This window comes from Shinella sp. HZN7 (assembly GCF_001652565.1).
Taxonomy (GTDB): Bacteria; Pseudomonadota; Alphaproteobacteria; order Rhizobiales; family Rhizobiaceae; genus Shinella; species Shinella granuli.
Genome location: NZ_CP015741.1, coordinates 81,141 through 103,396 on the forward strand (window position 1 = coordinate 81,141; position 22,256 = coordinate 103,396).

25 protein-coding genes are annotated in these 22,256 nt (G+C 60.4%); 12 read left to right on the forward strand and 13 right to left on the reverse strand.

The genetic code is table 11. The annotated features are described in order from the left end of the window. Nucleotides 1-3: 3 nt before the first annotated feature. Nucleotides 4-1,302: an IncP-type conjugal transfer protein TrbI gene (gene trbI, locus shn_RS30520; RefSeq protein ID WP_064334288.1), complete on the forward strand. Its 1,299-nt coding sequence runs from the start codon at nucleotides 4-6 to the stop codon at nucleotides 1,300-1,302. A gap of 216 nt (nucleotides 1,303-1,518) precedes the next feature. After that, on the forward strand, nucleotides 1,519-2,220 hold the full coding sequence (locus shn_RS30525; protein ID WP_168168999.1) for an autoinducer binding domain-containing protein: 702 nt from the start codon (nucleotides 1,519-1,521) through the stop codon (nucleotides 2,218-2,220). 1 nt (nucleotide 2,221) lies between these two features. On the opposite strand, the gene shn_RS30530 is transcribed toward shn_RS30525, so the two are convergent. Continuing rightward, the gene (locus shn_RS30530; RefSeq protein WP_084438680.1) at nucleotides 2,222-2,542 is read right to left on the reverse strand and encodes a transcriptional repressor TraM; all 321 of its coding nucleotides are present in this window, start codon (nucleotides 2,540-2,542) and stop codon (nucleotides 2,222-2,224) included. 139 nt (nucleotides 2,543-2,681) lie between these two features. Between shn_RS30530 and shn_RS30535 the strand changes: the two genes are divergently transcribed. From shn_RS30535 to shn_RS30545, 3 genes are all read left to right on the forward strand, one after another. After that, nucleotides 2,682-2,900, forward strand: coding sequence for a helix-turn-helix domain-containing protein (locus shn_RS30535; protein WP_064334290.1), 219 nt, complete (start codon nucleotides 2,682-2,684; stop codon nucleotides 2,898-2,900). A gap of 98 nt (nucleotides 2,901-2,998) precedes the next feature. Further along, nucleotides 2,999-3,619, forward strand: a complete 621-nt coding sequence (locus tag shn_RS30540) for a DUF433 domain-containing protein (protein WP_064334291.1) — start codon at nucleotides 2,999-3,001, stop codon at nucleotides 3,617-3,619. A gap of 4 nt (nucleotides 3,620-3,623) precedes the next feature. Further along, nucleotides 3,624-4,001: a DUF5615 family PIN-like protein gene (locus shn_RS30545; RefSeq protein WP_064334292.1), complete on the forward strand. Its 378-nt coding sequence runs from the start codon at nucleotides 3,624-3,626 to the stop codon at nucleotides 3,999-4,001. 48 nt (nucleotides 4,002-4,049) lie between these two features. On the opposite strand, the gene shn_RS30550 is transcribed toward shn_RS30545, so the two are convergent. The 4 genes from shn_RS30550 to traA are packed head-to-tail and all read right to left on the reverse strand — an operon-like array spanning nucleotide 4,050 to nucleotide 9,694. Further along, nucleotides 4,050-4,658, reverse strand: coding sequence for a TraH family protein (locus shn_RS30550; RefSeq protein ID WP_064334293.1), 609 nt, complete (start codon nucleotides 4,656-4,658; stop codon nucleotides 4,050-4,052). A 14-nt stretch (nucleotides 4,659-4,672) separates the two neighbouring features. After that, on the reverse strand, nucleotides 4,673-5,833 hold the full coding sequence (locus tag shn_RS30555; protein ID WP_064334294.1) for a conjugal transfer protein TraB: 1,161 nt from the start codon (nucleotides 5,831-5,833) through the stop codon (nucleotides 4,673-4,675). Next, nucleotides 5,823-6,353, reverse strand: a complete 531-nt coding sequence (gene traF, locus shn_RS30560) for a conjugative transfer signal peptidase TraF (RefSeq protein WP_245337521.1) — start codon at nucleotides 6,351-6,353, stop codon at nucleotides 5,823-5,825. The genes shn_RS30555 and traF overlap by 11 nt, the downstream gene beginning before the upstream one ends. 32 nt (nucleotides 6,354-6,385) lie before the next feature. Next, nucleotides 6,386-9,694 (reverse strand): Ti-type conjugative transfer relaxase TraA, encoded by a 3,309-nt coding sequence (traA, locus tag shn_RS30565; protein ID WP_064334296.1) that lies wholly within the window; start codon nucleotides 9,692-9,694, stop codon nucleotides 6,386-6,388. Nucleotides 9,695-9,949: 255 nt separating this feature from the next. On the opposite strand from traA, the gene traC reads away from it, so the two are divergent. From traC to shn_RS35360, 5 genes are all read left to right on the forward strand, one after another. Continuing rightward, nucleotides 9,950-10,246 (forward strand): conjugal transfer protein TraC, encoded by a 297-nt coding sequence (gene traC, locus shn_RS30570; RefSeq protein WP_064334297.1) that lies wholly within the window; start codon nucleotides 9,950-9,952, stop codon nucleotides 10,244-10,246. A 4-nt stretch (nucleotides 10,247-10,250) separates the two neighbouring features. Next, entirely contained in the window at nucleotides 10,251-10,466 is a 216-nt protein-coding gene (traD, locus tag shn_RS30575; RefSeq protein ID WP_064334298.1) for a type IV conjugative transfer system coupling protein TraD, read from the forward strand. Beyond that, the gene (gene traG, locus shn_RS30580) at nucleotides 10,453-12,387 is read left to right on the forward strand and encodes a Ti-type conjugative transfer system protein TraG (protein ID WP_064334299.1); all 1,935 of its coding nucleotides are present in this window, start codon (nucleotides 10,453-10,455) and stop codon (nucleotides 12,385-12,387) included. Before traD ends, traG begins: the two co-directional genes overlap by 14 nt. Nucleotides 12,388-12,583: 196 nt before the next feature. Continuing rightward, the gene (locus shn_RS30585) at nucleotides 12,584-12,853 is read left to right on the forward strand and encodes a WGR domain-containing protein (RefSeq protein WP_064334300.1); all 270 of its coding nucleotides are present in this window, start codon (nucleotides 12,584-12,586) and stop codon (nucleotides 12,851-12,853) included. Between the two features lie 94 nt (nucleotides 12,854-12,947). Next, nucleotides 12,948-13,370: a thermonuclease family protein gene (locus tag shn_RS35360; protein ID WP_084438681.1), complete on the forward strand. Its 423-nt coding sequence runs from the start codon at nucleotides 12,948-12,950 to the stop codon at nucleotides 13,368-13,370. Between the two features lie 40 nt (nucleotides 13,371-13,410). On the opposite strand, the gene shn_RS36645 is transcribed toward shn_RS35360, so the two are convergent. After that, complete coding sequence (locus tag shn_RS36645; RefSeq protein ID WP_168169000.1) at nucleotides 13,411-13,584, reverse strand: hypothetical protein; 174 nt, start codon at nucleotides 13,582-13,584, stop codon at nucleotides 13,411-13,413. Nucleotides 13,585-13,849: 265 nt separating this feature from the next. Beyond that, complete coding sequence (locus tag shn_RS36650; protein WP_168169001.1) at nucleotides 13,850-14,020, reverse strand: hypothetical protein; 171 nt, start codon at nucleotides 14,018-14,020, stop codon at nucleotides 13,850-13,852. A gap of 221 nt (nucleotides 14,021-14,241) precedes the next feature. On the opposite strand from shn_RS36650, the gene shn_RS30590 reads away from it, so the two are divergent. Beyond that, nucleotides 14,242-15,264, forward strand: a complete 1,023-nt coding sequence (locus shn_RS30590; RefSeq protein ID WP_036567425.1) for an IS110 family transposase — start codon at nucleotides 14,242-14,244, stop codon at nucleotides 15,262-15,264. A 429-nt stretch (nucleotides 15,265-15,693) separates the two neighbouring features. Here shn_RS30590 and shn_RS30595 read toward each other — a convergent pair whose 3' ends face one another. Then, nucleotides 15,694-16,002 carry a DUF736 domain-containing protein gene (locus shn_RS30595; RefSeq protein WP_003585013.1) on the reverse strand — a complete coding sequence of 103 codons (309 nt, stop codon included), beginning with the start codon at nucleotides 16,000-16,002 and terminating at the stop codon, nucleotides 15,694-15,696. A gap of 456 nt (nucleotides 16,003-16,458) precedes the next feature. On the opposite strand from shn_RS30595, the gene shn_RS36655 reads away from it, so the two are divergent. Beyond that, nucleotides 16,459-16,632 (forward strand): hypothetical protein, encoded by a 174-nt coding sequence (locus shn_RS36655; RefSeq protein ID WP_168169002.1) that lies wholly within the window; start codon nucleotides 16,459-16,461, stop codon nucleotides 16,630-16,632. 3 nt (nucleotides 16,633-16,635) lie between these two features. Here the strand turns inward: shn_RS36655 and shn_RS30600 are convergent, their stop codons facing one another. The 5 genes from shn_RS30600 to shn_RS30620 form a co-directional block, all read right to left on the reverse strand. Continuing rightward, nucleotides 16,636-17,559: an ArdC family protein gene (locus shn_RS30600; RefSeq protein ID WP_064334339.1), complete on the reverse strand. Its 924-nt coding sequence runs from the start codon at nucleotides 17,557-17,559 to the stop codon at nucleotides 16,636-16,638. Nucleotides 17,560-17,833: 274 nt separating this feature from the next. Then, nucleotides 17,834-18,421, reverse strand: coding sequence for a hypothetical protein (locus shn_RS30605; RefSeq protein ID WP_064334301.1), 588 nt, complete (start codon nucleotides 18,419-18,421; stop codon nucleotides 17,834-17,836). A 393-nt stretch (nucleotides 18,422-18,814) separates the two neighbouring features. Then, the gene (locus shn_RS30610; RefSeq protein ID WP_064334302.1) at nucleotides 18,815-19,126 is read right to left on the reverse strand and encodes a hypothetical protein; all 312 of its coding nucleotides are present in this window, start codon (nucleotides 19,124-19,126) and stop codon (nucleotides 18,815-18,817) included. Then, nucleotides 19,123-20,031, reverse strand: a complete 909-nt coding sequence (locus shn_RS30615) for a hypothetical protein (RefSeq protein WP_064334303.1) — start codon at nucleotides 20,029-20,031, stop codon at nucleotides 19,123-19,125. Before shn_RS30615 ends, shn_RS30610 begins: the two co-directional genes overlap by 4 nt. Beyond that, nucleotides 20,028-21,779 carry a ParB N-terminal domain-containing protein gene (locus shn_RS30620; protein ID WP_064334304.1) on the reverse strand — a complete coding sequence of 584 codons (1,752 nt, stop codon included), beginning with the start codon at nucleotides 21,777-21,779 and terminating at the stop codon, nucleotides 20,028-20,030. Before shn_RS30620 ends, shn_RS30615 begins: the two co-directional genes overlap by 4 nt. Nucleotides 21,780-22,256: the final 477 nt, after the last annotated feature.

The window sequence follows — 22,256 nt, forward strand, 5'->3', positions numbered from 1 at the left end:
AGCATGGTTCAATCGCTCCAACTCGGCACGACGGGCAACGCTGACGATCAACAAAGCATGCGGCGCCTCAATCGCCTGCCGATCATCGTCGCAATCGTCATCATCGTTCTGTTCTTCGGCGTCGTGATCATCGGCCTGTCCTGGCGTGGTCTCTCCTTCAACCGTGGGAACGAGCTCGACACCACCTCCGCGTCGCCGGCGACAACGTTTGGCGATCAGCTGAAAAGAGGCGTGTCGGACGGCATCATAGGTGAACCGGAGCAACGCGAAGTGTTTCAGCCAACGCCCGTCGTTGTCGAACGCGAGCCGGTGAGAGAGGCCGGTATGGAGCAACAGAAGGAGGTCCAGACGGAACGGCGATCGCAACTCGAACCGGAAGCCGAGTGGAAGGCTCGGCTGAAGCGGGAACAGGACGAGCAGATCCTTCGCGAAGGGCAGCGTCAGAGGATGGCGAGCCTCCAGGCACGGGCGACAGCGCTCGATTCTCCACTCAAGGTAGACGTCTCTGAGGTCCAGAAGAGCGCTTCCGAAACGAGGGCCGACGCGCGCCAACCGTTCAATTCCGCGACGAACAGCGCATCCGATCTCTACAGCGCCGCAATGAAGTCCGGACTACTCGGACAGAACGCCGATCAAAACGGCCAGACCTCAAAGGAAGACTTCTTCAACCAGGACATCAAGGATCTTGGCTATCTGCCAAACCAGGTGGTCCCGCAGCTCTCGCCCTACGAGCTGAAGCGTGGATCTGTCATCCCTGCGACCATGATCACGGGCCTGAGCTCCGACCTTCCGGGACGGATCTCGGCGCAGGTTAGCCAGAATGTCTATGACAGTGCCACGGGCTACCGGCTGCTCATCCCGCAGGGGGCGAAACTCTTTGGGCGGTACGATTCCAAGGTATCGTTCGGGCAGGAGCGCGTGTTGGTCGTCTGGACGGACCTCATATTCCCGAATGGATCGACACTTCAAATCGGCGGCATGGCCGGCACGGATGCCGAGGGCTATGGCGGCTTCAAGGACAAGGTCGATCGCCACCTCTGGCGTACGTTTGGCTCTGCCGCGCTCGTTGCCATTATCGGCACAGGCATAGATATGTCGATGCCTGAAAGCTCGACTCTCGCGACGCAGGATACCGCGTCTGACGCGGCCCGTCGGAATTTTGCCGAGAGCTTCGGCCGAGTGGCCGAGCAAAGCATCTCAAAAAATCTGAACGTCCAGCCGACTGTCAGAATACGGCCGGGCTACAAATTCAACGTGTTGGTAGATCAGGACATCGTCTTTCCAGCCGCGTATCGCGATTAGCCGACCAGTCATGCCCTGCAAATGCCGCAGTCAGATTGAATCGTTATGACCTAATGCAATCTTGCATGGCTAAAAACTATCATTTAATGGTCAACTTTAACGCCGCATGCTTCTGTGCGGCGACTTACCTCGGAGCCATCACGCCCTCAGCCAAGGGCATCTCTGGATGACTGCAACTGTGCTGCAGTCACACCCTCAGTCGAAGGAGGCTGTAAATTGAATCAATGGTTTGAGCGTTTGACCGAGCAGGTCGCCCTGGCTCACGACGAAGCTGCAGTGAGGGCCACCCTGGAAAAACTCAGTCAGGAGGCAGGTTTTGGCGCCTATGCGTATCTGAGCCTTCAGGCAGAAACCCACACGGCAATCTCAAACTATGACATTGAGTGGCAGCAGCGATATCTCGAAAGAGCATATGCCTTGATTGATCCAGTCGTGCGAAACGCCCGCGACAAGCTTGAGGCCTTCGCGTGGACCAATGCAGCATCGCTGCGAATGAGCAAGGAGCGCAGGGCCTTCTACGGAGAGGCCGGTGAGTTCGGAATCCGATCAGGGATTACCATTCCGATCAAGGCGGGCTTTGGGCGCATGGCGATGCTTACACTTGCTTCCGAAGATACGGCCTTCGCCCTAGGACAACAGCTGAACCCGGTCCTTGCGGCTTCGGCAGTCGCGCAACTGCATACGAGGCTCGAAGGCTTGGGAGCCAAGCCAACCTTTCGAACGCCAATTCGATTGAAGGCGGATGAATTAACCTGCCTGCGATGGTCGGCCGAGGGCAAATCGATGCGTGCGATCGCGATCATCGAGAACACCACCTATGCCAATGTCGCGTTCTTCGTTCGCAATGCCAAGGCGGCATTGGGCGCGACGACCTTGCCGCAGGCGACAGCCATGGCCACAAAGTTCGGCCTTATCTGAATTAGTGTCCCTTTGATCTCGGCATGTCTGGAATATAGCCCAGAATGTCGAGAAGCGTGGACACGACCGTCTGCTGGGCATGCACCGCAATCATCGCCTGTATATAATCTTGGTTTGCCTCGCGCGCCGTGGCTGAGTCGGTTGCGGCAGAAACTTTCGCTTCGAGCATCACTGCATCGCTGCGCAAGCGGCGATGTTTCTCAATCTCCCGCACAACGTGGCGTTCGATCTCCTCAGGCGGTTGATCACTCATTAAACCGATGAGTGGACGCAATATGAGTTTATTGTCAGACACAGGCCCGGCTGCACTTGTTTTTAACATTATCGATCCAGTTACTGCCCTTATGCGGTCTGTGTAAACCGTCTTGAAAATCTGACATGCAGCGGGGCAAGCCGATATAGAAATCAATTACATACTATAGTTGATAAACTTAAAGTATGTAAACGGTGATCTTCCGCGCATGGATATGCGCAAGCTGGTCGGCCGAAATTTCGCCCGCCTTCGTCGGGAAAAAGGCCTGACGCAGGAGGATGTCGAAGCGCGCTCGGGCTTCAGCCAGCAATATCTGAGCGGTCTCGAACGGGGGAAGCGAAACCCGTCCATCGTCACGCTTTATGAAATCGCCCAGGCGCTCGGAGTGAGTCATGTTGAACTGGTCACGCCCGACAGCGAGACTTGAAGCAAATGCCCTGAGCCCACTCGCTTTTCGGGACCACTGGCTGGCCTCTTCACTTCCCGCCGCAAAACTATTATATATTCTCCACAAGGAGAATGATTATGGCTCAGATGACACGCGCTTATACTCCGGCAGAAGCGGCTGCCGTCAGCGAAATTGCCGTCAAGTCGGTGCATAACGCAATCGACAAACGGATCATCGCCCGACGTCTTGCTGAAGATGAAGGGCGAGCGCTGTCCGACGATGACTTGTTGCGGCTCAAGCTCTGGTACGGGGTCGGCTCGATCCTATCGGCTGAACGCCGCCAGCGGCTCTTCGACACCATAGACCAGAATCCAGATGCCGATACTGTTCGAGCAGACGATTATCTGATCGTGGATGTTGCCCGCGCCCGCGAGCAGCTTGCTGCGCGCGCGGAGGCGCTACGGGAAGCAGAACGGGTTATCGAAAGCGTCAAGGGTGTTCTCGGCGGCGAACCAGTTTTCAGCAAAACCCGCGTTCCAGTCAGGACGATTGCTGCCATGAAGGCTCAGGGTGCGACCACCGAGGAAATTGTCGAGGGGTATCCTTCGCTCACCGCACATATGGTCGAACTTGCGGAGATCTGGACTGCTGCTCACCCGGCCCGGGGTCGGCCTCGCAAACTTTCCGACCTTGGCGCGACCGTGAAATCTTCAAAGCGTCTCTCGCTGCCGAGGGCCAACAGATCGCCCGGCAGCTGATAGCGTGAAGTTTCTGATTGATGAATGCCTGCACACATCTCTCGTGGCCGTTGCTCAGGATAACGGCCACGACGGGTTCCATGTGAGCTGGTTAGGCTTGAGCGGCGAAAAGGACTGGGACCTGATGCCGCGCATCGTTGCGGAGGACTACACCTTCGTTACCAACAACGCGCGCGACTTCAGAAAACTCTACGGCAATGAAGAGATCCATGCCGGATTGGTCATCATCGTGCCTCAAGTCGTTCCGGCATTGCAGCGCGACCTGTTCACACTCATCCTGGAGGAAATGGCCGGCGACGAAGAGCTTCTGAACGAGGTGATCGAGGTCAGCATCGAGGGCGATGAGGCAGTTCTCACACGGTACTCTCTGCCGGCAATCTGAGAACATCCCAAACTCGCCCATTCCAGAAGCGGAAGTCCGGTCCGGCCGCTATTTCTGGCCTCCGATCCTCGTCAGATCGATCCGGATACCAGCGTCGTCGGGTTTGATCGGAGTCTCCTTCGGCATCTCCGGGGATCCGTCCTCCTCAACTTCTCCAGCATCGTCTGCCTCCACCACCGAACGCTGCACGACCGCGCCACCCGGATCCTCAGCCTGAAACACGCTCTCACCCTCGAACTTGCCGGTCCGCCAGGCGTGGATCGCATCATCGAACAGCTGCGGGAACACCTCCTCGCTCGTTGGATTTCCATACCACTTCGCAACGATGCGAAGGATCTTGCCGAACATTGCCGTACCCGTCCGCAAATTGTTGCAGGGATCGACGAGATCGACCTTCAGCTCCGACACGTCGTTCAACCCGATGCCCGCGGGGATCTGGGTGAGGCCAACCCGCACGACAGAGCCGCCGATGCTCTCACGGACGATATCGATCGCTTCTTCAGGCGTCTTCGGTTTGGGAACGAGGATCAGTCGGCTGCCGGATCTCACTGAGATCGCAAGCGGGTCCTCCGAGCCGACGGCCTGGACGAACTGCTCGACGATCGCCGGCTTCAACGATGGGTCGGCACATTCCTTGATCAGCGCAGCATCCAGCATGCGAGCTCCATGTTTCAGATGTTGAATGAGATGACGAGAGGAAGATCGAACAGGCGTGCCCAGGCCTCGCTGCTCGCCCGCTGAATGTCGATGATCGACGTCCCCGCAGTCCACCAGCCGTTCCCGACTGTGACGATGGCCTTGGGCCGGTGGAACGCCGATTGTAGCACCGGCCAGAGGAGGAGCTGCTCGTAGCAGATCAGTGGCGCGACTTTCGCAGTGCCGACCTCGACGACGGGGTTGGCGAAGAAATGCGCCCGTGCGCCGCCTTGTTCGCCGATCAAGCCCCGCCAGGGTTGCCACATCGATCCGGGGACAGGCATCCGCTCCCGATAGAGAACCTGGCTCCCATCAGCCGACAGTTTTACCAGCACATTGTCGTAGCCTTGGCTGTCGACGATTGCCGCTCCCGCGATGACAGTGATGCCCGTTCCAGTTAGAGATCGCTGCCAGACGCGGCCAACCGTCGGCGTCCAGAAGCCGAGAGCGCTTTCTGGCAGCACGACCGTTGTGCCCGCCGGGTGGGCGCGAGCGATGTCGATCAGTTCTTGTTGCCGCTGGAGGCCCACTTCGCGGCCGAGGGATGCACCCATTTCCAGATCGACACCCATCCACGACGAAGGTAGAATCGGCGTCGTCCACTCAGCGGCGGACCAGAGCCAGAAGCCTGCCAAGACCATGGCTGTAGCCGGCCGAAATGGCGTCGTTATCACGGCCAGGCCGGCTGCCATCGCTGCCAGACCCCACCATCCCCAGCCAGGGAAAAGAACGCCCGCAGCCGTGATCGGATGCGCCCATCCAAGAATGCCGAAGGGCGGAACCGCCATCGCAAAACATGCAGCCATGTATCGGAGCGGCCTCTGCCATCCTGTCCGATCCGTCCAAAGCACAGAATGGACTGCCACGAATGCGGAGGAAGCGACCAGCCATAGCAGAAGACCTGGCCAGATATCCTGACCATAAAAATTCGCCACGCCCTGTGGCAAACCACGCGATGCGGCGAGGAAGTAGGCAGCAGAGACCCCCGCCGCCTGCAGGCGCGTCCGTGCTAGGGACCAGAGCAGCGTGAAGGTTACTGCGACCGGAAGAAGGAGCACATGACCGCTCCAGCTGATCCAGCCAGCGCAGGTCGACAGTGCGACTAGCATGCCCCCTCGGAAAAATTCACGGCGCATAGGTCAAGACCTCCTGCGCCAATCCGAGGATCCCATCCATCGGCAGAGGACCGAAATATCGACTATCGAACGATCCCGGAAACTGGGAATGCACGAAGACCATGCCCGGCGGAACAACACCACCGTCGTAATGCCCCATCTCACGTCCCTGACCATCCAGCCGTGCGACACGCGAATGAGGCAGCGTGCGGCCCTCAACATGCACCTCATCTTGGATCTCGATCGCTTGTCCGGATGATGCCACAACCGTCTTGATCAGCGGCGCGACGTGGCCGGCGCAGAGTCCAAAGCGCAGATATCCACGCGCACGCGCCTCACGCATTGCGTCGGTGGACGGTGGGCAAATGAAGATCAGATCGCCAACCAGTATCGGACGATCGGGTTCGACGATCCGCCACAAGCCCAGCGGCTCGCTCGGCGTCAGATTGATCCGGAAACCTGCATCTCCGAGCAGCACAATGAAGCCAAGCGTGAACAGGCTGACACTGCTGATCCTATAGAACCAGACGAGCCGTTTCATGCGCCGCAACACTCTATGTCGAAGACTCATCTTCATTTGAGGGTGAGCCCTTGAGATCTGGTCTGACGCAGTGCTTCAGTCTGTTTGAGTGCCGTCACACTGCGCTCGTGGGCGGACAACTGCTGCACCGTCCGCATCGTGGTCCAGCCCTGTTGCACTTCGCTCTTCTGGGCGGCATTCATTCCTGACGTGACCCGCTGGAACGCCTCGCCATTGGCGTCCTTCGCAGCGAGGGGCAGGAAGGTCCTTTCTCCGAAACGTTCGGAGACGGCCTTGGCGAAACCCTCGAGTTCTGCCTTCACCATTTTGTCGGCGAGCGCATATTCGAGACCCGAGGGAAGGTCGTTACGGTCGATGGAATCGCGGACGCGTTCCAGCACGCTTTTCGCATTGGACGAGAGAGCGGGGATTTCCAGCGCAACCTGCCTGCGCACCGCCAGCTCCTCGGCGTGATTTCGCCGCTCCGCATCGCCGCGCTGGCGGAGATAGTCGCTAATGCTGTCGGCGAGCGGCGTCACGTTCTTCAGCGCCCGGTCCCGCTCCGATTTGTCAGCGCGGCTCGCGAAGACACCCGTCTTACCCTTGAGGGCACCGAAGGTTTCAGGCTCGCTGGCAATCCTGGCGATCGTCTTCGCCGCGGCCGCCTGATCGCGCAACATCGCGGCAACATCGACTGCTTTGAACGCTGCTTCCGGCCTTGCATAGACATGGTGGAAGCGCATCGAGACTTCTTCCCATTGCTTCTTCAATGCCGGATCGGATGCAAGCTTGTCCTCCACTGCCTGATCGATCGATTTCGGGAATGTGGTGATACCGGCCACCATGGGGTTGGCCTCCTTTGCTGAAGTTTGAATTGTACTGGCCGCCGACGTTGCGAAACCGAGCCTGGCGCCGAGGACTGCAAGCCGGCCGGCGAGATCGACAAGCTTTTGCTTCTGCCGAGCCGTCCATTCGAGACGATCGCGCGCAACCGTTCTGGCGACGTTGACGACGTGCATCCCGCGCGCTTCGGCAAAGCGGAGGGCTTGGCCGTAGATGCTGCCGCCGGCATAATCGAGGGTTGTTTCCTTGGAATTCCTGCGCGACAGGATCTCGACCAGACCGCCGGCCTTGGCGAAGGATCGGCTGCCGTAGTAGACGCCGAGATCCTCGCGGTGGCGGGTCATCGCGACATAGGTCAAGTGACGATCGAGGGAGACGGATGCCAGCACCTTGACTCGGTCAACGGTCGCACCCTGGCTCTTGTGCACTGTGGTGGCGTAGCCGTGATCGACATTGGTATAGAAGCGTTGCTCCACCGAAACCTGGCGCAGATGTTCGCCCTCGCCGATCACTGCCACGATGCGACCGGACGCTGCTTCCACCACTTTGCCCAGCATGCCGTTCTTGACGCCGATCGAGCCTTCGTTCTTCAGGAAGACGATCTGGTCGCCGGCAGCAAAACTTCTGACACCGTCGGCGGTCTTGAACGGCGAACCGTGTTCGATGATGCCGCGCTCGATCAGCTTTTTGCGCGCCAGCTCATTCAGCATGCGGACGTCACGGCGCAGGTGTGCGAGGATTAATGTGGACTTGGCAGGATCGTAGTCGCGGTTCCAGTCAGCGATGAGGTTGGTGACAGCATCGGCCTTCAGCTCCGAGCCGATCATCTTGCCATTCGACTGATAGGCTGAGACGGCTTTGCCGACATTGCCGCGCGCGAGATCGAGCGATGCGTCGCGCATCCATTGCTCGCGCTGGCGATAGATGGTTTCGAGCTCCACATAGCCGATGCGATCGGCGATCGCCCGGAACGCAGCGCCCGCCTCAATCGGCTGAAGCTGCTCCGGATCACCGACGAGCACGAGCTTGGCACCGGCTCGGGTGACGGTTTCCACGAACAAGGCCATCTGACGCGACGACACCATGCCGGCCTCGTCCAGCACGAAAACCGTCTTGTCGTTGAGCTTCCCGCGACCTTGGTTCCAGCGGAGTTCCCAGGACGACAGCGTGCGTGAGACGATGCCGGCTTCCTTCTCCAGACCTTCAGCCGCCTTGCCGGCGAGCGCGCCACCAACAACGCGATAGCCGGCCGCTTCCCAAGCCTCGCGCGCCGCCTTCATCATTGTGGTTTTGCCGGCGCCGGCGAGACCGATAACAGCGGCGATCCGCTCACCACTGGCAACATGTTCGATTGCGGCGCGCTGCTCATCCGACAGCCGTTCGTGGCGCGCGAACGTTGCTTCGAGCACTGTCTTGCGGACGCCATACGAAGACCGCTGCGAGAGCCAGATCGCGCGGTTCGCCATCTCAGCCTCGAGCCGGATCAGCTCGCGTGTGGTGTATTTTGCCGGCGCCCGCATCCCGGTTACGAAGTCAAGCCGCTCGCAATCGAGACGCAGGGTATCCGGGCTCTGGAGGATGCGCGCCATCAGGTTTTGGAAGAGACCCGCATCATCGATATTCCGATGCAGGATCTTGGCGACGTCGCGTTCGTCGAAGACGCTCTTCTCCCGCATGATCAGGTCGAGCACGATCTCCGGATCGCGCTGGATCCGGCGGGCGTTCTCAGCTCGCCGCTCTTCCTGCAGCTCCAGCCGTTCGAGCGCAGCCTTCTCTTCAGCACCCTCTGCCTTCCGCTCGATCGCCTTCGTGCCGACGCCGAGATGGATAGTCGGCGTGAGCTCGATGCCCTGCTTCTCGAAGGACCGGCCATCAATCCTGATATCGAGGCAGGCAAGCGCCAGATGCCGGTTCTGGCAGGCGAACCAGCCGTCTCGAAACGCATTGAAATCATCGAGGCCACCGGCCCAAAGCTCATAGACGATCTTGCCGCTATCGTTGCGCAGAGCTTTGCCGTCCGGTCCCACGACGGCCACCTTTTTCGAACCGAAACCGTCTTCGGTCAGCGGCCGCAAGGTAGTCATCAGATGGATATGCGGATTGCCCGGCGCATCGTGGAAGACCCAGTCGGCCACCATGCCCTCGGCCGTGATGTGCCTCGCTACGAAGTCCCGCACGAGCTCGATATTTTTGTCGGCCGACAGCTCTATCGGCAGGGCAATGGTGACATCCTTGGCGAGTTGCGCATCCGACCGTTTCTCAAATTTCTCGACCTTGTTCCAGAAGGCTTCCGACGCTCCCGAGACAGACCGATCGGCAATCATCGATTGCAGCCATTCAGGCGCGTCGACCGGAATGACAAACTCCTCGTGCAACAGATCCTGCTTGCGGGTGTAGTCGATCGTGCGGGCTTCCCGCTCATAGTCCATCTTGGCGCAGTGCCGATACGCCGCCGACAGTACCGCACTGCGGCCGGAGCCGCGAGCAACGATACTGACTGAGAAATGCGGGACGGCCATAACCAGGTAAGCACCTTCGATTGAACAAAATCAATGTGTTCGTCAGGATCGGAAGGCCCCGCCAGGGGGCAAAAGCAGAGCGTCGCATCAGCGACGTATAATTGCGCCCTTCGGATCCGTCCTTGCGAACGGACGGGATGATGCTCAAAAGCGTAGGCTCCGCCTACTCGCATTTCTGTTAGTAGATCGGCACGCCGATCTGAACGACTCTGGCTGCGTGAACGACGATATGCAGCAGCAGAGGACAATCCAGAGATGAAGAAGCCATCCTCCAAGATCCGCGAAGAAATCGCCAGGCTCCAGGAACAGCTCAAGCACGCGGAGACGAGAGAGGCCGAGCGCATTGGCCGCGTCGCGCTTCGGGCAGGCCTTGGCGAAATCGAAATCGAGGAAACCGCGCTTCAGGCGGCTTTCGAGGAACTGGTGAAACGGGTTCGCGGAGGCAAGCCCGGCACGAGCGGAAGGAAAGGGGCTGGGGAAAGCAGCACGCTCAGTGGCCAATCCGAGGCGGTCGCGAATGGCGCGGCTTCGGGCGGCAATACTGAGGCTTGAGCGCATGAGCAGGAGCGTAACGTCCGACGCCCGGAAGAAGGACACGCGAGACAAGATCGAACTTGGTGGCCTGATCGTCAAAGCCGGCCTTCGCTTCGAGAAGCGGGCGCTTCTGCTCGGCGCGTTGATGGACTTGCAGCAGCGGCTGAAGTCAGACGACAGCGAACGGACACGGTTGACGGCAATCGGGACGAAGGCGTTCGGCAATGAAGGCGAATAGGATAGTTCTCGTCTTTTTGCCCGTGGCCATGATGGGTGCGACCATGTTCGCGATGACCGGGATCGAGTCCTGGCTTGCCGGGTTCGGAAAGTCCGAAGCGGCAAAGCTTGCTCTGGGACGGGCAGGGCTCGCAGCACCCTACATGACGGCGGCTGCGCTCGGCCTGATTTTCCTGTTTGCGACGGCTGGATCGGCAAGCATTCGCGCCGCAGGCGTTGGTGCTGCAATCGGAAGCGCTGCGGTGATCTTGATGGCTTGCTTGCGGGAAGGCATCCGGCTTGCTGCGCTATCGTCCCAGGTGCCGGCGGGGAAATCCGCGCTATCCTATCTCGATCCTTCGACCATGATCGGCGCGGGGGCAGCACTGATGTCTGGCTGCTTCGCACTTCGCGTGGCGATCATCGGCAACGCCGCCTTCGCTCGGACAACGCCGAAACGCATCACTGGCAAACGCGCCTTGCACGGCGAGGCTGATTGGATGACGCTCACCGAAGCCGACAAGCTGTTCCCTGGTACCGGCGGCATCGTAGTCGGTGAACGGTATCGCGTCGATCGCGACAGTGTTGCCGGCGTCTCGTTCCGTGCCGACACCAGCGAGACATGGGGCACTGGGGGCAAATCCCCGCTTCTCTGCTTCGACGGATCGTTCGGTTCTTCGCACGGCATCGTCTTCGCTGGATCGGGCGGTTACAAGACGACGTCGGTGACGATCCCGACAGCACTGAAATGGGGTGGCTCACTCATCTTGCTCGATCCCTCGAACGAGGTCGCGCCCATGGTCTCGAGACATCGCGAGGCCGCAGGCAGGCGGGTCAGGATTCTCGATCCGCGCAAACCCGCGACGGGCTTCAATGCCCTCGACTGGGTCGGCCAGTATGGCGGGACGAAGGAGGAGGATATCGCCTCGGTTGCCTCTTGGATCATGAGCGATAGCGGTCGCGCGAGCGGCGTCCGTGACGACTTCTTCCGTGCCTCAGGTCTGCAACTCCTGACCGCGATCATCGCCGATGTCTGCCTGTCCGGCCACACGCCGAAGGAGCGGCAAACGCTCCGCCAGGTCCGCGAAAACTTGTCTGAACCCGAGCCGAAGCTGCGACAGCGTCTGCAGGACATATACGACAATTCGGGATCGGACTTCGTGAAGGAAAACGTCGCCGCCTTCGTCAACATGACGCCGGAAACCTTTTCCGGTGTCTATGCCAATGCGATCAAGGAGACGCATTGGCTGTCATACCAAAACTATGCAGCGCTCGTGTCCGGTTCAACGTTCCGGACGGAGGATATTGCTTCCGGCAAAACCGACGTGTTCATCAACATCGACCTGAAGACGCTGGAGACCCATGCCGGGCTGGCACGGGTCGTAATCGGCTCGTTCCTCAACGCGATCTACAATCGCGATGGCACCATGGACGGTCGGGCCCTGTTCCTGCTCGATGAGGTCGCTCGTCTCGGCTACATGCGCATTCTGGAGACCGCGCGGGACGCGGGTCGGAAACACGGTATCACGCTAACGATGATCTATCAGTCGATCGGCCAGCTACGCGAAACCTATGGCGGGCGCGACGCCTCTAGCAAATGGTTCGAAAGCGCGAGCTGGATCAGCTTTGCAGCCATCAACGATCCGGAAACAGCAGACTACATCTCGCGTCGTTGCGGCATGACGACGGTCGAGATCGAGCAGGTCAGTCGTAGCTTCCAGTCGCGCGGCTCGTCGCGGACCCGGTCGAAACAGTTGGCCGCCCGGCCGCTCATCCAGCCGTACGAAGTGTTGCGCATGAGGGCGGACGAGCAGATTGTGTTCACTGCGGGTAACCCGCCGCTGAGGTGCGGTCGCGCCATCTGGTTCCGGCGAAACGATATGAAAGCTTGCGTTGAGCAGGGCAGGTTCTCACGGCGCGAAGCGTCCGCCCATGAACAATGAAGAGCATCGGAGAAATCAAGCGACGACCGCCAGGGCGTGATTTCGGGAATTCTCGTCATGCTTCGGTCGGATACCGGGCAGCCGCAGGAGGCTTAGCATAGATGTCCGCCGAGACATCACGAAATTGAATCGATTGCGTCTGAACGATTCAAAACTCTCGTTGGACGGGAAGCGTGGGAGACAGGATCATGCCGGCATGATCACCCAGCCTTACCATCTCTACGTCGAGAGAACGGACGCCACAAAAAACATGGCCCGTTTCTATGCGATGGCCATCGAGCCCAACCTGTTCGGCGAAGCGTGCCTGACACGATGTTGGGGACGTATCGGAACGAACGGCCAGACCATGAGTCATCATTTCGAAACCGAGGGAGAGGCCGTGGCCCTCTTCCTCGATCTCCTCCGGCAGAAGAAGCGCCGCGGCTACTCAGCAACTGTCCGTCGATCATGCCCCGATGTGCGGTAGATGGCGCCGGAATTGGAGTGACAGGCATGGAAAACGCATCAGATAATGTTGTGCATGGGCAAATGCGGAGCGTCATAAATTAATTCTGTCGCTGATGTTCGCAGTTCCTCCAGCTGTCTCTGTTTCGGCTGAGGACAACGTTTATGCGTCCGGGGCCACATCGAAGGTGAGCGGGGTCTTCCAAAAATGTGCCACTGGCACGCGCCAAGCATGCGTCGTCGACGGAGACACGATCTGGTTAAGTGGCCAGAATGTTCGTGTCGCGGATATCGACACACCAGAGGTGAGTGAGCCGAAATGCTCGTCTGAGCTGGTTCTTGGGAAACGCGCCATGGACAGAATGCTTGAACTCATCAACGAAGGTTCGTTCGACCTCAAAGGATGGCCGGCTCGGGACACCGACCGTTATGGGCGCAAGCTTCGCGTGCTGGTTCGCGACGGTCGGAGCCTCGGCGATGTCATGGTTTCAGAAGGTCTCGCCAGGGCATGGAGCGGGCAGCGAGAACCTTGGTGTTGAGTTGTAGATACCGGCCCGGCGAACCGGGCCGGTATGGCGTTTAACGCCGTCGGTTCCAGTCGGTCACGAATTTGATCTCGACCTCGACGAAGAACGGGATCTTGATCGCGATTTTCAAACCGAGCTTGCCCTTGCGGAAGAAGTGAAAGATCACCCTGGCGAGGATGCGAAGGCGGCGGCCGGTCGCCTTGAGGAATTTGGCGAGTTGTTGCATTTGGTTTCTCCTGTCGATTGCGTTTCGTCGCGGGGATGAAATGCGGATCGGGAAGGAGTGCTGCACCGGTCACGGCCGAAGCGCAGCGCAGGACCTGAGGGCGGCTGAATTTTGCTGCGCGAGGAGCCAAAGGCGGGGAAAATTCGGACGGCATCCGGTTGCGGCGGGACGCACGATCCGCATCATTCCCAATGTCGATGGAACGGGATCGACCGGAGCAGTGGAACAGATCGACGTCAAAGTGAAGCGGGCGATAACAGCCTCCTCAAAAGGGCGGCTCGGCTTCTAGAAGGCCATCCATCTCGGCAGCCGCGATCGCCAGTTCCGCTTGGGCGATTTCGAGCTCGGCCAGGATCTGACGGCGCTCGGCGCCATCGACAGCATTGCGCAGCTCGGCCCGCAGTTCTTCGATCTGGATTTCGATTTCATAGGTCATCTTCGTCTCCTGACGCTTGTGAAGGATGACCGGCGGGTCCGAGAGGGGATGGCGGGGTCAAAGATCGCGCCAGCGACCGGCAGAGCCGGGGAGTGGGGGAGCCGATTTGCGCAATCTGCCCTTGAGGGTAGGTGGAGCAAATTGATGATGTGGACGGCCCTCCGAACCCGTCGCGCGAGATGCTAAGATCATTCTGCGCAACTCAGAGAAGGAACCGTGTCATGACTTTCGAGAAGATCACTGTCGTCGGCCTGGATCTGGCCAAGAACGTGTTTCAAGTTCATGCTATCGATGACGTCGGCAATGTTATTGTCCGGCGGCAGCTTCGCCGAAACCAGCTCCTGCATTTCTTCGAGCAGTTGCCACCCTGCCTGGTCGGCATGGAAGCTTGTTCGACTTCACATTACTGGGCGAGGGAACTCGGTGCCTTAGGCTTCGATGTGAAGCTTATGCCTCCGGTATATGTAAAGCCGTATGTGAAGCGTGGGAAAAACGATGCAGCAGATGCCGAAGCGATTTGCGAGGCAGTCACCCGTCCCACCATGCGCTTCGTACCGGTGAAAAATTGCGAGCGTCAGGCTCTTCTTATGCAGCACAAGACCCGAGATCTTTTCGTGCGGCAGAGAACGGCTCTGATCAACGCACTCCGAGGCCATTTGGCCGAATTCGGTATCATCACGCCTCAAGGAAAGTTCGGGCTGAAAGCTGCTCTCGAAGCCTTACACGTCGCGAAAGACCATCTTCCTGAACCGTCGTGGCAACCCTTCAAGCACATTCAGATGCAGCTAGAAGAGCTGAGCAATAAGATCGCCGAGCTTGATCGCACCATAATGCAGTGGTGCCGGGACCAAGCTGCCGCTCGGAGGCTGATGACCATCCCAGGCGTCGGCTTTCTCACCGCGGCAGCAATCGCGGCTTCGGTCGGCAATGCCGAGGAATTCAAATCAGCGCGACAGTTCGCGGCTTGGCTTGGCTTAACGCCGCGACAAAATAGTAGTGGCGGAAAGGAGAGGCTAGGGCGGATCAGCAAGCAGGGCGATCGGACAATCCGACGCTTGCTGGTAGTCGGCGCCACTGCCGTCATACGACGGGCGCGCATTGATGCCCCATCATTCCCATGGATCGCGAAGCTCTTGCAGCGCAAACCGGCACGCATGGTGTCGGTAGCGATCGCAAACAAGACCGCCCGCGTCGCGTGGGCTCTTCTGAGAAGAGAGGAGACTTACCGGCACGCAGCCGTTTGAAGGAATCCGGCTCGGCAATCGTCGACCGGAGGAATGAAGGACTGAGTAATGATGGCGAACCGGTTGGACCGGGGATGGAGCAAAGCCTAGGTTCCCCCAGAGCCTTGAGCTCGACAAATTGATTGGCTCTCCATCCGCGGACTTCATCAGGGCCAGTGGCTACAATGCCACGATAGAAGGCCGGACACATGACTGAACCTGACCGATCCCATCGATACAAAAGTCTTGCATTCCACGGGCCGTCCACACATGGGGGAACCGCTCATCCTTGAGGCCGGCATTGCCGCTTGGCACAATCCTGCATTTTGAGCAGCTTCTCCCCCTCACCGCAGACCACCAAAAAAGCCGGACCTGGCTCGATGCCAGATCCGGCTTTGATCTCTCGACGGGAGAGAAGGCCCCGCCGGTGGCAGAGCCTCGTGATCCTGATCAGTCCCGGTTCGGGCGGGACCAGATGAGTTGGAGACCATCCTCGCCTTCGACCTCGGCGAGCGTCGCGTAGATCGGAGCCGGGAAGCTCGGATCGTCAAGCTTGACCGAGAGGTAGTCGCGGCCCTCACCGGAGGTCTTCTGCCAGGCCGCGCCGAGTTCAACGCTACCGGCGTAGACGCGGAACTGCGGGCCCTTGTCGGAGGGGTTTTCGACCCGGGCTATGCGGGCTTTGACGTTGAGAGCGAGCGTGCGGATGGAGCCGGTGAAGCCGTTTTCGGTGGAGGTGAATGTGCCGATGGTTGCCATTGTCGTATTCCTTTTCTCGTGTTCGGGCCGCGCCCATCGCGGCCTCGATAGCTGTCAAAAGACCGGTGATGATCGGACCGCACCCAATAGGGCCGGAATGAAATAGAGGGCGGCAAGTCGCAGATTTGTTAGTGGGCGAGGAGAAAGGCGCAGCCTTCCGGGGTAATAAATCTGCGGCTAGCCGTTGCGGGAAAACGATCGAGGCGCAGCTGGTCTCCGGTCAGACATGCCTTATCGAGCCCGCAGATGGGTTGCCGGAAACTCTGACGTGCAGGGATATGGCAATGGTGTTCCGGCGCTCTCGCCCGGGCACAAATGGCATCTTGCGCCATCCCCCCGCTTCGACCGTCGTTGCTTGGTTCAGTCGGGGACACGAGCACCTCCCATAATAGGCCCGCTTGCCCAACTTACCCTGTGCGATATCGTTGCACTCGCGAATCGCAGCCTGGAGGATCAATGCGCCAGCAGACCAAGCCCTTCATCATTGAGCGCAAGCCATCCCGCAAACCCAAACCCGACGCTCAAAAACCGTCAATCTGGGGAAGGCTGGGCGGTGACATCGCACAAGGTCTCAAGGACGAACGGGATGAGGAGCACGCGGTCGCCACAGGTGGTGACAACCGCGACTGAGCGTCAGGCCGCAGCCTTCACCTCCGATTCCGGCTGCAGGGAATGCAGGAAACTCACCGCGCGCTGCGCATGGGCTGCCGCCTGGAAGATCGCCCGCTTGTCGTTGGCCAGCACCGATAGCCAGGACTGCAGGTAGGACGCGTGATCGGGCCGCGGCTCGAGCTCTGGCGCAATGCCGAGATCGGCGCAAAGGAAGCAACTTCCAAGCTCGGCAATGAGCTCTTCGCGGGCGCGGTCCGTCCGGTCCTTGGTATAGCGCGAGAGATCACGTCCGACGCGATGCGCCGTCGCTGTCCAATGGGTCAGCTCATGGCTGAGGACGGCCGCGTGCCCAGCAGCATCGCGAAACGCTTCGAAGGGCGGCATCTGGATAAAGTCCTTGATCGGCGAATAATAGGCCTGGTTGCCGCCATGCCGGATCACGGCGCCGGTGTTGCGGAAGAAGAGATCGGCGCGCGCTATTCGCTCGACAGGATCCCGGACCTTGGCCGGCGGGGCATGATAGGTGTCGGGCAAACCATCGATTTGCTCGATATTGAACACAGAATACGCCTTCAGGAACGGGATTTCCCGATCGACATCATTGCCGTTTCCGTCGGCCACCGACTTGGTGAACCGGCTGGCGAAGACAACCGTCGAGCCCGTTTCGCCTTTCCGCACGGCCCCGCCCAGTTCGAGGGCCTGTTTGAAGGTCATCCACATCGAGGAGGAGAAGCCCCGCGATACCTGCTCTGACCACAGGAGCAGCACATTCATGCCGGAATAGGGCAGGCCGTTGTGACGCACAGGCCGCGTGATGCGCCCATCGGTGTTGGCCGCACTCCATGGTTTCATCCAGGGGCGCACGCCCTGTTCGAGATCCTCTACGATCCGTTCGGTGATCCGCGTATAGATGTCGATGCGATCGTTATCCGTTTTCCTGCCCATGACTTCCTTCTCCATTTCTCAGAACCGCGCCTTTCGCGGTCCGTCACGGAGGTCTGAAGTCAGGGGCCGATGGTGCGCCCATGCACCGGAACGGCCGCAACAGCGTGGAGGACGGCGAAGCCGTTGCTTGGGTGCCCGGCTCCTGCAGGACCGCCGAGCGGGACGGGCCGCGACAGGCACGTCTCCAGCTTTACTTTTCGACAAGGAAAAGCCGGCGCTGTCTGGCGTCGGCCCCGGGGAAGAGAAAGGGGCGGGGTCATCACCGCCGGTGGTGTTATCCGAGAGCCGCCATCTGCGCTTCGGCAGCCTTACGATCAAGAGAGGCGCCGGGGTTCTCGACCGGCCGGTCGAAGGGCTTCCAGGTCTCGCCGACCACATGCTCGTAGGCGGCAACTGCGCCTTCGGCTGCCATTCGGAGCGCGTGGGACTGGACACCCATGTCGGCCGCGAATTCCCGCTTGCGCTGGGCAGCACTATCGTATCCGACCGGACCGTCGAGGTCCTCATCGCGGGCGTCGTTGGACGCCTTGGCCGTTGCGTCGCGCGCCTCGGTGACGGCGCGGGAGTAAAACTGCCCGGCGCCATGCGCGGATCCGACAAAGGCTCCGACGATACGCTGCAGATGGATCTGCATGGCCTTCTCGCCGAGGCCTTCAGAGAGGCTCTCGGCGGTTTCGACGATCAGCCGCTCATGCAGGCTGCGGATGCCATCGCTGTCGACGATTGCCGTGCCGAAGCTTGTCGCGATCTTATGCGCCTGGATTGCATCGGGGCAGGAGAGGCGGACCATTTCGAGGGTGGTACCGCGGCGAGATTGCGAGACCCGTGCGTTGGAGCGGTTGGGGGTGGCGGGCTTGGCCATGTCTGTTCCTTCCTTGGCTTGCGAAGCGGTTCCGGCCCGTGCCGGTCTGCCCTTCGATGCGGACGACCAGGAACCGGCAAAGGACGGGCGGCTTCAAAGGTCCGATCCGGCTGAGCCAGCGGGGCAGGGTTGCGAGCCAGCAGGTCTTGACCTGAGCAGACCGCGAGCCTGCCCTCGCGCAGAGAGGCTGGATCGGCCGCCACGCGGCGCGACAGCGGCCTTGAAACGATCGGCCGCCGGTTCAGACCGCAGCAACAAAGAAGGGCAGTCCGGCTCGGGTCCGATATCAAATGCAAGCCCGAGAGGGACGGCATGGCCAAGCCCGCCACCGAAATAGACGCCAAGACCGTATGATGGTGACCAAGCCGCCCCGCTACTCCGCGTCAGATCCACCTATCCCGCGAGAGGCAAAACAGGCGCGTGACCGTGAAGCTCGAGCGCGTTGATGATCTGCTCTTGCACCACCAGCCTACATGTGAGCGTGTCGAGTTCGCTCCACCGCTCGAAGGCCAGGCGCTCGACAAGCTCCTGATGATAGAGACGGTGACCGGATCGCCGGCGCGCCCGGCTCCTGGTCTTCACCGTGATCGCCTGCCGTCCGGCCCGCGCCGCAATCTGGCGGGTCAGACAATCGAGATGCCGCAGGGTCTCACGCCGGGCACTGACTGCCGTCGCCAGCGATCTCGATGCGAGGACATCAATCATGACCCGATCCCCCGGCTTCGCCAGCCGAGGAATGAGGATGGCCCATGATATTCGGCATGACGGTCGGGATCGATCACAAATCCGAACCTACCGCGCCTGGCATATTCGTCGCTCGGCACAAGGAAGCGACGTTCATTATCCCAGGCCTTTCGGTCACCCGCCCCTCTATCACCGGCGACGACCGCCACGACCTCAGTCATTCCGGGGTTCTTATCGGAGAAGATTGCCGAGGTGACGACATAGTCTGACGCATGACGTTCATCGAACGCCCGGCGATCCTTGGCCCAGCTCTCACCCTCAGCCAGCTTGCAGCTGCGGATCGCCTCCCATTCATCCGGCCAGGTATTGCGGATGGTCTTATTCGCCAGGGACCGCTCATAGCCGGTGAAGAGGTCCGGAAATGTGATGGCGACGATCGCCCATTCGCAGTCTTCCTCGTACCAAGTGGTGTTCTTCCGCAGCAGCGGATGGACTTTGGAATTGCGGTCGGAAGAGAGGTGAAAGCCGCCGTGGCCGGCCGTACTGTGGGCGACAACGCCTTCGGCGTAGACGACCGCCATCTGTGAACCGCCCCAGGGCGTGCTCGCCGACATGCGGGTCTGCACGCGGTTGAGCTTGGCCAGATCGTGTTTATGACCGGCCGTCTCGGCGACGCGCATTCGAAACTCGGCCTCATTGGCCACCCGGCCGTCGTGGCCGATAAAATCGGCGCGCGTCAGCTCTGCGAGCGGGCGACCGAGAGCGGTGGCACTCGCGAGATAGGCGAACTTGCTGTTCGACGTGACCATGGCAAGGACCAGATCATCGATGCGAGCGACGGGCATGCCATCGGCGCTGGTGGCAAACTCCACCCCCGAAAGATCGGGCGTGGGTGCTGCGATCTTCGACGTGAGGGCGGCAGTCATGCTGCTGCCCTCTGATCGAAGTCCTGGTCGCGCTCGTCATCGGCTGCGACGTCTGTATCCTGCAGAGCATCGTGATCTGCATCCTCGTCGATCTGCTCTTCCTGTTCATCAGCTGGGTCCTCAGCTTGTCCGCCGTCGCCCCCGCCCGCGCCGATGACATCCGTAGCGGAGCTTGCCCGGATCCAGTCGAGCAGCTCGTCGCCCGGCGGTGCGAAGCGGCCGGATGGATGGACGAAGTGCTCGTTTGCGAAATGCTCCACAAGCGCTGCACGGGTTTCGCGGACCTTCTGCCGCGGCTGGACCGATGCCTCGGCGCAAGACGCTTCCAGTGCCTGCCGCGACAGGCACAAGAGGAAGTCCTCGGAACCCATGTTCGGCAGGAATTCGTCGGCGCCGATCGCCTCGCCGGCGATGCGCGCGACCATGCCGCTGTTCGACATGCCACGGCGGCACGAGAGCACATCGATCAGCACAGAGCGAACGGCGACCCGGAGCGTATCCTGATCGAACGCGAGCTTTCCATGCTCGTCGAACAGGCCGACCGCATGCCGCGAGAAGCGCTTTCCGCCATAGAACGTCCCGTCGGCGCCGGAGTCGACGCGAACGTTTTGCCCGGCGAAGGCCAGCACCATCAGCGCCATCAGCATGCCGTCCTCGATCGGAGCGCGGCCGAGCGCGTCGTGCAGCGCATCGGTGCGGAAATCACCGATCATGTCGTGACCCTTCTGGGTCACATCGGGCCGGACCTTCGGTGTGGCGATTGCATCAGCTTCATCACCACCAGTGGCCGATCCATCACCACCGGCGCCCTTCGGCTTCGCCGCCTCGGGCATGCGGAAGTGAACCGCCTGCACCTTGCCATCGCGATCGAGATACATCGCCTGATGGTCGGACTTTGACGGCTTGCCGTAGACCTGGGAGGCTTTCTTCGGCAGCTCCGGCTGGCCCCAGTTGTTGACGTCAACGATCGCACCGTTCTTCGGCAGATTGTTAATCATCCACTCGTGCTGGGCACCGAGGAACCCTTCGACGTTCGTGGTGTAGCGACCATCCTGATCGGCCGGCGCGAAGAGGTCCTCGACCCATTCGATACCGTAGGCCTGAGCGAGATCGTCGCCGAAGCTCGCATCTCTCGCGTACATCCGCTTCTTGGTCAGCGCGTTGGCGATCTGCCACCAGGGCGCAGTGTCGCCCTTCTTCGGCTTATGCGCTTTCCAGACCTCCATCTGGTCGACCTGGACGGCGGCGGCAATCACACGCAGTTGCTGCTCTGACGGCATGTCGCCGAGCGCCATCTGCTCGAGCATGGCCGGAAACACATTGGCGAGCAGGCGCAGCTTGCGGATCTGGCGGACGGGAAGGGCGAGAGCAACGGCGATCGCTTCCTCCGTCCAGCCGAGAGCGACGAGCCGTTCGATGCCGCGCCATTGATCAACCGGGTTGAGCGCTTCGCGGACGCTGTTTTCGACCATGGAACGCATCGCACCATTGTCGCTGGCGGCGTCCACGACGAGGATTTCGATCTCCTCTAGACCAGCGGCGATAGCCAGCCGGACACGGCGATGGCCGGCGTCGATGATATAGCCGTTGCCACCATCGGTTTCCGGCGCGACGACGGGTGGCTGGACGATGCCGACGGCCTTGATTGTCGCCAGCATCAGCGCATCCGCCTGCGGCGAAGACTTAGACTGACGCATCCGGTCGGGGTTTTCCTTCAGGGCGCGCGGGTCAACCTTCATGATCTGCATGGTATATGTCCTTTCAGGAGCGTTCCGGACCGGCGCCTTGCCAGCCCTTCCTGTCTTCATTTTTCTCGAAGACACCTCCCGGACCGGCGATCGGCCGGACTGGCGCAACTGCGACCGAGCATCCCTGCGGCGAAGGACAAGCGGGGCTGACAGCCCTGCGAAGGACAAGTGGCCGGGATGGCGCAGGTGGCGGTTGAGCGACAGCGGCGGCAGGACGGCAGATCGGCGACCGGTTCCTTCCTCCTCCCTCTCGTCCGTTTCTCTCTTGCAAAACCGCCGCGCACACGCTGCGGCCAGAACAGTACGTGAAAACCTCGGCTGGAAGCAGAAACGCAAAAAGGGCGCTCGACCCGCGAGGGAAGCGCCCTTTTTCTTATCCCGGACGACATCGAAAGCCACCGCAAGAACGGCGGCAGGACATCATCTGAACGGGAAGTGAACCTCAGATATTATCGGGGTTGAGGAATTTCAAGGATC

Coding starts and splice junctions, on each gene's coding strand:
- trbI (WP_064334288.1), top strand. CDS start 4: ATGGTTCAATCGCTCCAACTCGGCACGACGGGCAACGCTGACGATCAA.
- shn_RS30530 (WP_084438680.1), bottom strand. CDS start 2,542: ATGTTAAAAACAAGTGCAGCCGGGCCTGTGTCTGACAATAAACTCATA.
- shn_RS30535 (WP_064334290.1), top strand. CDS start 2,682: ATGGATATGCGCAAGCTGGTCGGCCGAAATTTCGCCCGCCTTCGTCGG.
- shn_RS30540 (WP_064334291.1), top strand. CDS start 2,999: ATGGCTCAGATGACACGCGCTTATACTCCGGCAGAAGCGGCTGCCGTC.
- shn_RS30550 (WP_064334293.1), bottom strand. CDS start 4,658: ATGCTGGATGCTGCGCTGATCAAGGAATGTGCCGACCCATCGTTGAAG.
- shn_RS30555 (WP_064334294.1), bottom strand. CDS start 5,833: ATGCGCCGTGAATTTTTCCGAGGGGGCATGCTAGTCGCACTGTCGACC.
- traF (WP_245337521.1), bottom strand. CDS start 6,353: ATGAAACGGCTCGTCTGGTTCTATAGGATCAGCAGTGTCAGCCTGTTC.
- traA (WP_064334296.1), bottom strand. CDS start 9,694: ATGGCCGTCCCGCATTTCTCAGTCAGTATCGTTGCTCGCGGCTCCGGC.
- traC (WP_064334297.1), top strand. CDS start 9,950: ATGAAGAAGCCATCCTCCAAGATCCGCGAAGAAATCGCCAGGCTCCAG.
- traD (WP_064334298.1), top strand. CDS start 10,251: ATGAGCAGGAGCGTAACGTCCGACGCCCGGAAGAAGGACACGCGAGAC.
- traG (WP_064334299.1), top strand. CDS start 10,453: ATGAAGGCGAATAGGATAGTTCTCGTCTTTTTGCCCGTGGCCATGATG.
- shn_RS30585 (WP_064334300.1), top strand. CDS start 12,584: ATGATCACCCAGCCTTACCATCTCTACGTCGAGAGAACGGACGCCACA.
- shn_RS35360 (WP_084438681.1), top strand. CDS start 12,948: ATGTTCGCAGTTCCTCCAGCTGTCTCTGTTTCGGCTGAGGACAACGTT.
- shn_RS36645 (WP_168169000.1), bottom strand. CDS start 13,584: ATGCAACAACTCGCCAAATTCCTCAAGGCGACCGGCCGCCGCCTTCGC.
- shn_RS36650 (WP_168169001.1), bottom strand. CDS start 14,020: ATGACCTATGAAATCGAAATCCAGATCGAAGAACTGCGGGCCGAGCTG.
- shn_RS30590 (WP_036567425.1), top strand. CDS start 14,242: ATGACTTTCGAGAAGATCACTGTCGTCGGCCTGGATCTGGCCAAGAAC.
- shn_RS30595 (WP_003585013.1), bottom strand. CDS start 16,002: ATGGCAACCATCGGCACATTCACCTCCACCGAAAACGGCTTCACCGGC.
- shn_RS36655 (WP_168169002.1), top strand. CDS start 16,459: ATGCGCCAGCAGACCAAGCCCTTCATCATTGAGCGCAAGCCATCCCGC.
- shn_RS30600 (WP_064334339.1), bottom strand. CDS start 17,559: ATGGGCAGGAAAACGGATAACGATCGCATCGACATCTATACGCGGATC.
- shn_RS30605 (WP_064334301.1), bottom strand. CDS start 18,421: ATGGCCAAGCCCGCCACCCCCAACCGCTCCAACGCACGGGTCTCGCAA.
- shn_RS30610 (WP_064334302.1), bottom strand. CDS start 19,126: ATGATTGATGTCCTCGCATCGAGATCGCTGGCGACGGCAGTCAGTGCC.
- shn_RS30615 (WP_064334303.1), bottom strand. CDS start 20,031: ATGACTGCCGCCCTCACGTCGAAGATCGCAGCACCCACGCCCGATCTT.
- shn_RS30620 (WP_064334304.1), bottom strand. CDS start 21,779: ATGCAGATCATGAAGGTTGACCCGCGCGCCCTGAAGGAAAACCCCGAC.